General features: G+C 71.1%; 12 protein-coding genes and 1 pseudogene. 10 read left to right on the top strand and 3 right to left on the bottom strand.

The features are described from left to right. Nucleotides 1-57: 57 nt before the first annotated feature. The 9 genes from IG08_RS0139150 (at nucleotide 58) to IG08_RS0139110 (ending at nucleotide 8,556) form a co-directional block, all read left to right on the top strand. Nucleotides 58-1,059, top strand: coding sequence for a fumarylacetoacetate hydrolase family protein (locus IG08_RS0139150; RefSeq protein WP_078655908.1), 1,002 nt, complete (start codon nucleotides 58-60; stop codon nucleotides 1,057-1,059). Further along, the gene (locus tag IG08_RS0139145) at nucleotides 1,056-2,048 is read left to right on the top strand and encodes a cyclase family protein (protein ID WP_420823307.1); all 993 of its coding nucleotides are present in this window, start codon (nucleotides 1,056-1,058) and stop codon (nucleotides 2,046-2,048) included. Before IG08_RS0139150 ends, IG08_RS0139145 begins: the two co-directional genes overlap by 4 nt. Before the next feature lie 24 nt (nucleotides 2,049-2,072). Next, entirely contained in the window at nucleotides 2,073-3,203 is a 1,131-nt protein-coding gene (locus IG08_RS0139140) for an FAD-dependent oxidoreductase (protein ID WP_030614432.1), read from the top strand. Then, nucleotides 3,200-4,198: an amidohydrolase family protein gene (locus IG08_RS0139135; RefSeq protein ID WP_030614429.1), complete on the top strand. Its 999-nt coding sequence runs from the start codon at nucleotides 3,200-3,202 to the stop codon at nucleotides 4,196-4,198. The genes IG08_RS0139140 and IG08_RS0139135 overlap by 4 nt, the downstream gene beginning before the upstream one ends. Before the next feature lie 5 nt (nucleotides 4,199-4,203). After that, a complete protein-coding gene (locus tag IG08_RS0139130) occupies nucleotides 4,204-5,136 on the top strand; it encodes a VOC family protein (RefSeq protein ID WP_030614427.1) in 933 nt (310 codons plus the stop codon). A gap of 7 nt (nucleotides 5,137-5,143) precedes the next feature. Beyond that, the gene (locus IG08_RS0139125) at nucleotides 5,144-6,073 is read left to right on the top strand and encodes a fumarylacetoacetate hydrolase family protein (protein ID WP_030614425.1); all 930 of its coding nucleotides are present in this window, start codon (nucleotides 5,144-5,146) and stop codon (nucleotides 6,071-6,073) included. Next, the gene (locus IG08_RS0139120; protein WP_030614422.1) at nucleotides 6,070-6,807 is read left to right on the top strand and encodes an SDR family NAD(P)-dependent oxidoreductase; all 738 of its coding nucleotides are present in this window, start codon (nucleotides 6,070-6,072) and stop codon (nucleotides 6,805-6,807) included. The genes IG08_RS0139125 and IG08_RS0139120 overlap by 4 nt, the downstream gene beginning before the upstream one ends. Before the next feature lie 346 nt (nucleotides 6,808-7,153). Beyond that, a complete protein-coding gene (locus IG08_RS0139115) occupies nucleotides 7,154-7,909 on the top strand; it encodes a CoA transferase subunit A (protein WP_030614419.1) in 756 nt (251 codons plus the stop codon). Continuing rightward, nucleotides 7,906-8,556 (top strand): CoA transferase subunit B, encoded by a 651-nt coding sequence (locus IG08_RS0139110; protein WP_030614416.1) that lies wholly within the window; start codon nucleotides 7,906-7,908, stop codon nucleotides 8,554-8,556. Before IG08_RS0139115 ends, IG08_RS0139110 begins: the two co-directional genes overlap by 4 nt. Here IG08_RS0139110 and IG08_RS0139105 read toward each other — a convergent pair. Next, entirely contained in the window at nucleotides 8,540-9,505 is a 966-nt protein-coding gene (locus tag IG08_RS0139105; RefSeq protein WP_234343074.1) for a VOC family protein, read from the bottom strand. The genes IG08_RS0139110 and IG08_RS0139105 overlap by 17 nt on opposite strands. A gap of 584 nt (nucleotides 9,506-10,089) precedes the next feature. On the opposite strand from IG08_RS0139105, the gene IG08_RS62750 reads away from it, so the two are divergent. Beyond that, entirely contained in the window at nucleotides 10,090-10,554 is a 465-nt protein-coding gene (locus tag IG08_RS62750) for an amidohydrolase family protein (RefSeq protein ID WP_275937274.1), read from the top strand. On the opposite strand, the gene IG08_RS54850 is transcribed toward IG08_RS62750, so the two are convergent. Both IG08_RS54850 and IG08_RS54845 read right to left on the bottom strand, forming a co-directional pair. Continuing rightward, entirely contained in the window at nucleotides 10,476-11,201 is a 726-nt protein-coding gene (locus IG08_RS54850; protein ID WP_063757821.1) for an SDR family NAD(P)-dependent oxidoreductase, read from the bottom strand. The two genes, IG08_RS62750 and IG08_RS54850, sit on opposite strands and share 79 nt — an antisense overlap. Nucleotides 11,202-11,236: 35 nt before the next feature. Then, a pseudogene (locus IG08_RS54845) lies at nucleotides 11,237-12,193 on the bottom strand (cytochrome P450). Nucleotides 12,194-12,347: the final 154 nt, after the last annotated feature.

The raw sequence follows: 12,347 nt of genomic DNA, 5'->3' as shown, positions 1-12,347 counted from the left end.
CGATTTCCCAGATTACGGGATGCCGGGCCAGATTAGTCACATCGCAATCAGGAGGACATGCCCGTGAAACCCGCAGCCCCTTCCGCCGCATCCTTCGCCGGACCCTTCGCCCTGGGCACTCTCTCCACCCACGACCAGGCCCCCTTCCCCGGCCTCGTGGTCCCCGAGGGACGTGTGCTGGACCTCCGTACGGCCCTCGGCGACCCCGCCCTCACGGCCCGCGGGGTCCTGGAGCGCTGGGCCGAGGTGCTCCCGCGCCTGCGGGAGCTGGCGGCGGACGCGGACGCCGACTGGCAGCCGCTCGACGGCCTGCGCGTGCACGCCCCCGTCGAGCCCCGGCAGATCTTCCAGTCCGGCGCCAACTACCGGCAGCACGTGATCGACCTCGAGGTCGCCCACCGCTCCCCCGACGACCCCCGCACGGTCGAGGAGGCGCGGGCGGAGATCGCCGAGATCATGGACCGCCGGGCGGCCGAGGACCTGCCGTACGTCTTCACCGGTCTGCCGAGCGCGATCACCGGTCCGTACGACGATGTCGCGCTCCCCGCCTGGGCCGCGAAGCCGGACTGGGAACTGGAGTTGGCGGCCGTGATCGCCAAGCCGGCCCACCGGGTGTCCGTCGAGGAGGCGCTGGAGTACGTCGCCGGGTACACGATCGCCAACGACCTCACCGACCGCGCCACCGTCTTCCGCCGGGACATGCCGGCCATCGGCACCGACTGGCTGCGCTCCAAGAACGCGCCCGGATTCACCCCGCTCGGGCCGTGGATCGTGCCGGCCGAGTCGATCGCCGACCCCGGTGACCTGCGGGTCACGCTGAAGCTGAACGGCGAGACCATGCAGGACGAGTCCACCAAGGACATGCTCTTCGGCGTCGCACGGTTGGTGTCATACGCCTCGCAGACCGCCCAACTACTCCCCGGCGACCTGGTGTTGACGGGATCCCCGGCCGGCAACGGCATGCACTGGGGACGCCTGCTGCGCGACGGCGACGTCATGGACGGGTCGGTCACCGGGCTGGGCGCGCAGCGCACGCGATGTGTCGGGGAGTCCCGGTGAACCACCACGACCCCGAGGGCGCGATCGCCGAGGCCGCCAAGTCCTGTTCCAACTGGGGGCGTTGGGGCGGGGACGACGTGCTCGGCACGCTGAACTTCCTCGACGAAGCCAAGCGGCTGGAGGGCGCCGCCCTGATCCGGCGCGGCGTCAGCTTCTCCCTCTCGCAGTCCTTCGACATGAACGGCCCCCAGAAGGGCTGGCGTCGGCGGACCAACCCCGTGCACACCATGCTCGACACCGGCACCGACGCCGCCCTCGGCAACCAGGGCTTCCCGCACGGCATCGGCGGCGCCGACGACGTGATCGCGATGCCGCTGCAGTGCTCCACCCAGTGGGACGGGCTCGGGCACATCTTCGACCACGGCAACGCGTGGAACGGGCGGCGGGCCGAGAAGGTCGTCACCTCCGACGGCGACCTCGTCACCGGCATCGAGCACATGGCGCCGTACGTCGCCGGGCGTGGCGTGCTCCTCGACGTGGGCCAAGTGGTCGGCACCGGTGGGGGCACCTCCCGCTCGAGCGGAGCCGAGAGTGGGGGAGAGTTGCCCGACGGCTTCGCCGTCACCGAGGAGCACCTGACCGCGACGGCCGAGGCCCACGGCGTGGCCGTCGGCCGCGGCGACATCGTCGTCGTACGGACGGGACGGCTCGCTCGCGCCCGTCGCGAGGGCTGGGGCGACTACGCCGGCGGCGACTCCCCCGGTCTGTCGTTCACCACGGCCGGCTGGCTGCACCGCACCGAGATCGCCGCGATCGCCACCGACACCTGGGGCTTCGAGGTCCGGCCGAACGAGTTCGAGCACGCCTTCCAGCCGCTGCACCAGGTCGCCATCCCCCACATCGGCCTGCTGATCGGCGAGATGTGGGACCCGGACGCGCTCGCGGCCGACTGCGCACGCGACGGCGTGTACGAGTTCTGGCTCACCGCCGCCCCTCTGCCCATCACCGGAGCCGTCGGCTCCCCGGTCAACCCGATCGCCGTCAAGTAACCGGCGGAACAAGGGAGTTCCCCCATGACCCATCCCCGCAGTGTCCTCGTCATCGGCGGTGGCGCCTCCGGAAACGCCATCACGATCCTGCTGCGCCGCGCCGGCCTCGCCGTGGACCTGATCGAGGCCAGGCCCGACTGGAACGCCACCACCGGCTCCGGCATCACCCTCCAGGGCAACGCCCTGCGCGTCCTGCGCGAACTCGGGGTGTGGGAGGAGGTGGAGGCCTCCGGGTACGCCTTCGGCTCGCTCGGCGTGACCATCCCCGACGGCACCCTGATCCATGAGAACGAGGACATCCGGACCGGCGGCGAGGACCTGCCCGCCACCCTCGGCATGCAGCGGCCCCGGCTCCAGCAGATCCTCATCGACGCGGTCCGCACCTCCGGCGCCACCGTCCGGCTGGGCACCACCGCGAAGACCCTGGAGCAGGACGCCGACGGTGTCTCCGTGAGCTTCAGCGACGGCACGAGCGGCCGCTACGACCTGGTGATCGCCGCCGACGGCCTCAACTCGACCACCAGGGCCACGATCGGCATCGTCGACAAGCCCGAGCCGACCGGCATGGCCATCTGGCGCACCCCCGCCCCGCGCCCCGAGGGCGTCACCCGCACGAACCTCGCCTACGGCGGCCCGGCCTACATCGCCGGCTACTGCCCGACCAGCGAGAACACCATCTACGCCTACGTCGTCGAGGCCAACCGCGACCGCGCCGCCATCGACCCGGCGACGTACGCGGACGAGATGCGCCGGCTCGCGCAGGCGTACGGCGGTGCCTGGCCCGAGATCGTCGAGCACATCAACGATCCGGCGAAGGTCAACTACACCTGGTTCGACAAGCTGCTGGTCGAGGGCTCGTGGCACCGCGGCCGGGTCGTCCTCGTCGGCGACGCCGCCCACTGCTGCCCGCCCACCATCGCCCAGGGCGCGGCCCAGTCCCTGGAGGATGCCTCCGTCCTCGCGGAGCTGCTCACGAGCGGGCGCGACTGGGACGACGACCTCTTCCAGGCGTACTACGAGCGCCGCATCGGCCGGGTACGGACCGTCGTCGAGGCGTCCGTGCAGATCGGGCAGTGGCAGCTGGACGGCGTCCGGGACGCCGACGTGCCCGGACTGATCGGCCGCACGATGAACTTCCTGAAGGAACTGCCGTGACAGCACCCACCGTCGACGTGCACGCCCACGTCCTGATCCCCGAGGTGGAGGAGGCCGTCGCCGGACTCCCCGGCCTGGCCGAGGCCAAGGCGCTCGACGCCCGCCGCAACGGCGCCGCGTCCCTCGCGGTCAGCGGCCCCATGGTGCGCTCGATCCTCCCCAAGGCCACCGATGTCTCCGTACGGCTGGCCGCGATGGACGCCCAGGGCGTGGACGTCCAGCTGGTCAGTCCCTCCCCCTCGCACTACCACTACTGGGCGGACGAGGAGACGGCCGAGAAGGTCCACCGGCTCGCGAACGAGGCGACGGCCGCGCACTGCGCGCAGGCGCCCGACCGGTTGAAGGGGCTCGGGCTCGTCCCGCTCCAGCACCCTTCACTGGCCGTGCGCGCCCTGGAACACGCCCTGGAGCAGGACCTGTTGGGCGTCGAGATCTCCTCGCACGCAGCGGGCAGGGAGCTGTCCGATCCGGCGTACGAACCCTTTTGGACCCGGGTCGAGGAGACGGGCGCGATCCTCTTCCTGCACCCCTTCGGGTGCACGCTCGACGAGCGGCTGGACCAGTGGTACCTGTCCAACGTCGTCGGCCAGCCCACCGAGAACGCCGTCGCGCTCTCCCATCTCATCTTCTCCGGCGTCCTGGACCGCCATCCGGAGCTGAAGCTGATCGCGGCGCACGGCGGCGGCTATCTGCCCACCCACCTCGGCCGCTCCGACCACGCCTGGTCGGCCCGCTCCGACGCGGGCGCGGGCTGCGCGCACCTGCCGAGCAGCTACCTCAGACGCCTGTACTTCGACTCCCTGGTCCACGACCCGCACGTCCTCAGGGAGTTGATCCGGGTCGCCGGTGCCGACCGCGTCCTGCTCGGCTCCGACTTCCCCTTCGACATGGGCACCGAGGACCCGGTAGGCGCGCTGCGCGCGGCCCGGCTGCCCGACACCGACTTCCACGCCGTACGGGGCGGCAACGCCGCCGCCCTCCTCCGGAAGGACTGACCATCATGCGTCTGCTCACCCACCTGCGGCACGTCGACCTCGCCGTACCCGACTACGACAAGCAGCTCGACTTCTACGCCGGTGTCTGGGGCCTGACCAAGGTCGCCGAGGACTCCGGGATCTCCTTCCTGGCCGCGGAGGGCTCGCCCGAGCAGTACGTCGTACGGCTGCGCAAGGCCGACGAGAAGCGTCTGGACCTCGTCTCGTACGGGGCCTCCTCGGCCGCCGACGTCGACACGCTCGCCGAGCAACTCCTCGCCGGTGGCGTCCAGTTGGTCTCCCAGCCGGGCAAGGTCGACACCCCCGGCGGCGGCTACGGCTTCCGTTTCTTCGACGTCGACGGCCGCACCATCGAGGTCTCGGCGGACGTCGAGGTCCGGCAGCACCGCAGGATCGAGGAGAAGGAGGCGATCCCGGTCAAGTTGTCGCACGTCGTCCTCAACTCCCCCGATCTGAACCGGACTCGGGAGTGGTACGAGCGCCACCTGGGCTTCGCCCTGAGCGACACCCTCAGCTCGCCGCACATGGGCGAGGTCATGCACTTCATGCGGATCAGCAACCAGCACCACTCGATGGCCATCGCCCAGGGCCCGCACACCGCCCTGCACCACGTCTCCTTCGAAATGCGCGGCCTCGACGAGTACATGCGCGGCTCCGGCCGGGTGATGCGGGCCGGCTTCCAGAAGGTCTGGGGACCGGGCCGGCACATGGCGGGCGACAACACCTTCACCTACTTCCTGGACCCGCACGGCAACACGGTCGAGTACACGACGGAGTTGGAGGTCCTCGACGAGGACACCTGGCACCCGCACGTCTACGACTTCTCGAAGCCCGAGGTCACCGACCAGTGGGGCACCGCGAACGCGATGAACGAGCTGGTCGCCAAGGAGTCGTTCAACGACGTCGACCGCGGCGTGTTCGTCGCCCCGCCGGTGTGAGGTCCCCGTGCGCATAGCCACCTACGTCCATGAAGGCCGCCGTCGCTGCGGTGTCGTCGAGGACACCGTCGTACGCCCCCTGCCGGACGGCACCTCGGCGGTCGAGGCCGCCTACGGGGTACGCCCCGTGGGCGCCGCCGTCCCGCTCGCCGACGTACACCTGCTGCCGCCTCTGCAGCCGCCGACCCTCCGCGACTTCGTCACCTTCGAGGAACACGTCGAAGGCGTACGGCGCTCCATCGACGGCTCCGGTGGGGTCCCGGCGGCCTGGTACGACGCCCCGACCTTCTACTTCACCAACCCGTACGCGGTCATCGGCCCGCACGACGGCGTCCCCGTGCCCCCGGGCTCGCAGGTCCTCGACTTCGAACTCGAGGTCGCCGCCGTCATCGGCAGCGAGGGCCGCGACCTCACTCCCGAGCAGGCCCGCGACCACATCGTCGGCTACACCATCCTCAACGACTGGTCGGCGCGCGACCTCCAGTCCCGTGAGATGCAGGTCAACCTCGGCCCCTGCAAGGGCAAGGACACGGCCGCCACGCTCGGCCCGTACCTGGTGACCGCAGACGAGTTGGAGCCGTACCGAGACACCGACGGCTTCCTCCGCCTGGCGCTCACCGCCGAGGTCAACGGCGAGGTCGTCGGCAAGGACCTGCTGTCCAACATGAGTTGGACCTTCGAGGAAATGGTCGCCTACGCCTCGCGCGGCACCGTCGTCCGTCCCGGAGACGTGCTCGGCTCGGGCACCTGCGGCAACGGCGGCTGTCTGGCGGAGCTGTGGGGCGTTCGGGGACGGCAGGACCCGCCGCCGCTCAAGCCCGGCGACACCGTGACGCTCACCGTCGAGGGCCTCGGCTCCACGTCCAACACCGTGGTCGCGGGCACCAATCCGGTGCCGTTGCCGACCGGCCGGCGCCGTTCCCGGGAGCGCCCGTGAAGCGACTGCTGGGCAAGGTGGTGGTCGTCACCGGCGCCGCCCGCGGCCAGGGTGCCGAGGAGGCCGAGGCCCTCACCCGGGAGGGCGCCCGCGTCATCGCCACCGACGTCGAGCCGGACGGCGACTGCCGCCGGCTCGACGTCAGCAGCGCCGACGACTGGGCCCAACTCGCCGCCGAACTGCGGGAGTCGTACGGGCGGATCCACGGCCTGGTGAACAACGCGGGCATCACCTGGCGGGCCCGCCTCGGCGACGTACGGACCGAGGACTTCGACCGCGTCCACGCCGTCAACGTCACCGGCCCGCTGCTCGGCATCCAGCACCTCGCCCCGCTCATGCCGCCCGGCTCGTCCGTCGTCAACGTCGGCTCGACCGCCGCGCTCACCGGGCACTACCCGGTGGCGTACACGTCCAGCAAATGGGCGCTGCGCGGCCTGTCGAAGGCGGCGGCCACGGAGCTGGGCCCACGCGGCATCCGCGTGAACACCGTCCACCCCGGCTTCATCGAGACCGCGATGACGGCCTCGGCCGCCCCGGCGTTCCGTGTGGCGAACGTCCGCGAGACGCCGTTGGGCCGCACCGGCACGGTCGCCGAGGTCGCCTCGGTCGTGGTGTTCCTGCTGTCCGACGAGGCGTCCTTCGTCACCGGCGCCGAGATCCCGGTCGACGGCGGGCTCACCGCGCACGGCGGCGTCAAGTCCATCTCCGACGCGATGCGGGACGGCATCGCATGAGACGGCTCGGAGGGAAGGTGTCCCTGGTCTCGGGCACGGCCCGCGGCCGGGGCCTGGCGGCGGCGCTGCGGTTCACAGCCGAGGGAGCGATCACCTCGGCGGGATCGACATCCTCTACGCCAACGCCGGCGCCGTCCGTTGCGAAGCGGTGGACGAGCAGCCGTACGAGGACTTCGCCTTCACTCTGCGGGCCGAGCCGCACTCGGTGTGGCCGGCAGCCAACGTCGCCTGGCCGCCACCACGCGGCCGTCTTCCTCGTCTCCGACGAGGCCTCGTACATCACCGGCGCCTGCCTCGTCGTCGACGGCGGCTGGTCGTCGGTACTCCCCGGTTGAAAGGACCCTTTGTGAACAAGGTGAGCGCGAGCGCCGAAGAGGCGGTCGCCGACATCCCCGACGGCGCGTCGCTCGCCGTCGGCGGCTTCGGGCTCAGCGGCGTACCGGAGGTCCTGATCCGGGCCCTGTACGAGCAGGGCGCGACGGGGCTGCGGGTGGTGTCGAACAACTGCGGTGTCGACGGCCGGGGCCTGGGCGTGCTGCTGGCCGCCGGGCGCATCGCCCGGGTCACAGGCTCGTACGTCGGTGAGAACAAGGAGTTCGCCCGCCAGTACCTCTCCGGCGAACTGGAAGTCGAGCTGGTCCCGCAGGGCACCCTCGCCGAACGCCTGCGCGCGGGCGGCGCGGGCATCCCCGCCTTCTACACCCCGGCGGGCATCGGCACCCAGGTGGCCAAGGGCGGACTGCCCTGGCGCCACGCCCCCGACGGCTCGGTCGCCCTGGCCTCCCCCGCCAAGGAGACCCGCGACTTCCACGGCCGTACGCACGTCCTGGAGCACGGCATCACCACCGACTACGCCCTCGTACGGGCCTGGCGCGGCGACCGGCACGGCAACCTGGTCTTCCGCCGCGCCGCCGCCAACTTCAACCCGCTGGCGGCGATGGCCGGGCGGATCACCGTCGCCGAGGTCGAAGAGCTCGTGGAACCGGGCGAGTTGAGCCCGGACGAGGTGCAGCTGCCGGGTGTCTTCGTGCAACGAGTTGTGGAGCTGACCCCCACCCAGGCAGCCGACAAGCGCATAGAGAAGAGGACCGTACGAGCATGAGCTGGACCCGCGACCAGATGGCCGCCCGCGCCGCCGCCGAACTCACCGACGGCTCCTACGTCAACCTCGGCATCGGCCTGCCCACGCTGATCCCCGGTCATCTGCCGCCCGGAGTGCACGTCGTCCTGCACTCCGAGAACGGCATCCTCGGCACCGGCCCCTACCCCTCCGAGGACGAGGTCGACCCCGATCTCATCAACGCGGGCAAGGAGACCGTCACCGTCCTGCCCGGCGCCTCCTTCTTCGACTCGGCGCTCTCCTTCGGCATGATCCGCGGCGGGCACATCGACACCGCCGTGCTCGGCGCCATGCAGGTGTCGGAGCACGGCGATCTCGCCAACTGGATGATCCCCGGGAAGATGGTCAAGGGGATGGGCGGCGCGATGGACCTGGTGCACGGCGCCCGGCGCGTCATCGTCCTCATGGAGCACACCGCCAGGGACGGCTCGCCGAAGATCGTCCAGGAGTGCGCCCTGCCGCTCACGGCCGAGCGGTGCGTCCACCGGATCATCACCGACCTCGGTGTCCTCGACGTCACCCCGGGCGGCCTCGCCCTCGTCGAGACGGCGCCGGGGGTGACGTACGACGAGATCACGGCGAAGACCGCCGCTCCCCTGCGCACCGACGCGGTCACCGCCGCATGCTGAGTGCGGGGACGGTGTTCTCGGGGCGGGCCAGCGAGCGGACCCCGAACCGGAACTGGTCCAGCTTGTCGATGATCGTCTGCCCGACGGGTGTGTGGCCCCAGATGCTGATGCCCTGGTGGGTGGTGGGCTGCCAGGTGGACTCGTCGACGACGATCGGGTTCCAGCCGACCTCCCACTCGAAGCCCGAGGGGGTGCGGGCGTAGTAGGAGAGCTCCTTGTCGTTGGTGTGCCGGCCCACCGACAGGGCCATGTCGAAGCCGAGTTCGCACACCCGCTGGTAGCTCTGGGCCACGTCGTCCAGGCTCGCGGCCTGGATGTTGAGGTGCTGGACGCGGGTGCGGACGGGGTCGATCGGCAGACCGCGGACGGCGGCGATCGCGATGGAGTGGTGGCGTTCGTTGACCCGCAGGAAGCGGATCTTGAGCTTGACGCCGCTGATCGTCTCGTCGATGTAGTCGGTCAGGCGGGCGTCGAAGACCGTGTCGAAGTAGCCGCGCAGTTGCGTCGGCTTGGCCGAGGTGATGGCGACGTGGCCCATGCCGGAGTCGCCGGTGACCCAGCCGGAGGCCGCCATCCGCAGGGGCTCGGCCGACTTCACGGGGGTCGTGTAGATCTCCTGGGTGATGCCCTTGGGGCCGGGGAAGCGCAGCAGGCGTTCGACCCCGCGCAACTGCGCCTCGTCCTCGGAGCCTTCGGCCACCGGCACGCCGTGGGCTCGTACGCGGGCCTCGATCTGCTCGAAGCTCGCATGGTCGTCGATGTGCCAGCCGGTCGCCGACAACGCCAACTCGGCGGGGCTGGTCTGCGGCCCCTGGACGCCGACGGCGTACGCCCCCGACCTCGCCGCCCTCACCGCCGACCTGGTCATCGACGGCGAGCACGTCGCGTCGGGCAGCGGTGCGGAGGTCCTTGGCCATCCCGCCGCCGCGGTCGCCTGGCTGGCCAACACACTGGCCGCCTTCGGCACCGCCCTGAAGCCCCGGCCAGGTGGTGCTGCCCGGCGCCATGACCACCGCCCCCTTCGTCAGCGCCGGCCAGAAGGTCGAGGCACGCTTCGGCGGCCTCGGCCCGGTGTCGGTGAGGTTCGTCTGATCCCAGGTGACGTCCGTCTGATCCCAGGTGACGTTCGTCTGAATCCACCGGAAGCGAACCCGCATGTCATCTGTGTCCGGCCTCGGCCTGTTCACCACGGAGGAAGCCGCCTCATGACCACCCCGGCAGGCCGTATCGACGTCCACCAGCACATCGTCCCCGCCTTCTACCGCGATCTTCTCGCGAAATCCGGCATCGCCGAGGCCGGCGGCCGGGCCCTGCCCGACTGGAGTCCGGAATCTGCCCTGGAGCTGATGGACCTACTGGGCACCGCCACGGCGATCGTGTCCGTCTCCACCCCCGGCACCGCGTTCCTCACCGACCCGGGCGAGGCCGCCGCGCCGGCCCAGCGGCTCAACGACCACTCGGCGTCGCTCCCCGCCGAACACCCGGGCCGCTTATCTCCTCGTACGCAACGAAGTCCCCCGGCGCTACCCGGACATCCGCTTCGTCCTCAGCCACGCCGGCGGCTTCGTCCCGTACTCCTCGCACCGCATGGCCGTCGCCATCGCCGCCGACACCGGGCGCAGCCCGCTGGACGTCCTGGAGGACTTCCGCGGCTTCTACTTCGACACCGCGCTGTCCTCCAGCCCCGCCGCCCTGCCCACGCTGCTGGCCTTCGCCCGGCCCGGGCACGTGCTGTTCGGCAGCGACTGGCCGTTCGCGCCCACCGCCGCCGGCCAGTACTTCGCCAACGGCCTCGACACCGGGGTGGACCCCGGCGCCCTCCAGGCCGTCAACCGCTCCAACGCCGAGGTCCTCTTCCCCCGACTGGCCACCGGCCCCGTACCGGCGCCTCCGGCCCGCCCGCTCGCGGCCCGCGTGCGTCAGTCCGCCCAGCGGGCAGGAAGGAGCCCGACCAGGCCATCAGGTCGGAGGGCACGTAGTAGCCCTTCTCGTCGTTGATCGCGTCCCAGTTCGCGGCGACGTCCTCGACCGTGGCCCGGCCGTCCAGGTGTGCGTAGCCGTCGGTGGAGGCGATGAAGAGGCGGGCGAAGCGGCCGGCGCCGGCGGTGTAGATCTCGCCGTTGACCGGGCAGCTCTCGTGGGCGAGATACGCCACCATCGGCGCCACCGAGGCCGAACATGCCGCTGGAGGTGGTCAGCACGACGCGGCCGTACTGCTGCTCGACGAAGTGCGGCCAGGCGGCCCGCATCGTGTTGAACGAACCGAGGAGATGCACGGCGAGGTGCCGCTCCAGGTTGTCCGCGTCGACCTCCGGAAGACCGGACCAGCGGATGATCCCGGCGTTGTTGACCAGGACGTCGATCCGGCCGAAGTGCTCGAGCGCGGTGCCGATGATGGCCTCGCCGCCCTCCGGGGTGGACACGTCGTGGGTGTCGGCCACCGCGGTGCCGCCCGCGGCGGTGATCTCGTCGACGACCTTCTGCGCGGGCCCGGCGTCCGAGCCGTCGCCCTCCATCGATCCGCCCAGGTCGTTGACGACGACCTTCGCCCCGCGCTCCGCCAGGAGCCGGGCGTAGGCCCGGCCGATGCCTCGGCCGGCGCCGGTGACGACCACGACGCGTCCGTCGAAGCTGAACTCGCTCATGCGTGACTCCTGTTGAAGTGCGGGGCGTGTGTCGTTTACCAGGTGACCGGCAGCTCGCGGATGCCGAAGGCCAGCGCGTCGGCCGGGCGGAACTCGAGCTCGTCGCGGTCGACCGCGAGGCGCAGGGTCGGGACGCGGCGGTAGAGCGTGCCGTAGACGACCTGCAGTTCGATGCGGGCGAGCTGCTGGCCCAGGCACTGGTGGATGCCCCAGCCGAAGGCGTGGTGGTGGGTCGCCTTGCGGGTGAGGTCGAGCTTCTCCGGGTCCGGGAAGGCGTCCGGGTCCCAGTTCCCGGCCGGCAGCGGGACGACGATGCCGTCCCCGGCCTTGATGTCCACACCCTCGAACTCGAAGTCCTCGCTGGCGATGCGGCGCTGCCCGAACTGAGCGACGGTCAGATACCGCAAGATCTCCTCGACCGCGCCGGCTGCGTCCTTGGTGTTGTCGATCTGCTGCAGCCGCGCCAGCTGCTCGGGGTTCTCCAGGAGCAGGGCGGTGCCCACCGTGATCATGGTGGCGCTGGTCTCGTGCCCGGCGATCAGCAGGATGATGGCCAGCAAGGTGGCTTCGGGAAGGGTGAGGTCGCCGTCCTTGACCCGGGCTGCGAGAAGAAGTCGTGGTCCTCGTACGGCACACCGAGCAGCGCGCAGATCATCAGCGAGGGCAGCGGCAGCGCGAGTGAGGTCACCAGGTCGGCCGGCTTGGGGCCGGCCAGCATCTTGTCGATGAGCTCGTCGCTGGTTCGGGTACGGGAAGCCGGGCTGCTTGTCGTCCGAGCTGACCCGGGGGTCCGACAGGATCGCGCGCTGCGCGGCATGCCCGGTGACCAGCCACGGGGTGCTGCCGTCCCAGATCTTGCCCCGCGTCACGGGAGCCTTGTCGTTCAGGGCGCGCAGTCCGGGCGGCGGGGCGAAGGGGCACTTGGCGTCCCTGTCGTCCTGGTACTCGTAGACCTGCTCGTCGGGAGCGAGTTCGGTGGTTGCCTCAGCCATGGTCTTTCCTCCTGTTGTGTGGGGGGAACGGGGGAGGTTCGGGGACGGGGTGTCGCTATTCCTCGATGCGGATGGCCAGCGCGGGGCAGACCGCGGCCGCGGTGCGGACGTCGTCGGCCAGCTCGGCGGGCGGGTTCTCGTTCAGGACGACGAC

It is taken from the genome of Streptomyces fulvoviolaceus, assembly GCF_000718165.1.
In the GTDB taxonomy this organism is placed as follows: domain Bacteria; phylum Actinomycetota; class Actinomycetes; order Streptomycetales; family Streptomycetaceae; genus Streptomyces; species Streptomyces fulvoviolaceus.
This window is presented reverse-complemented; position numbering and strand designations above follow the sequence as displayed.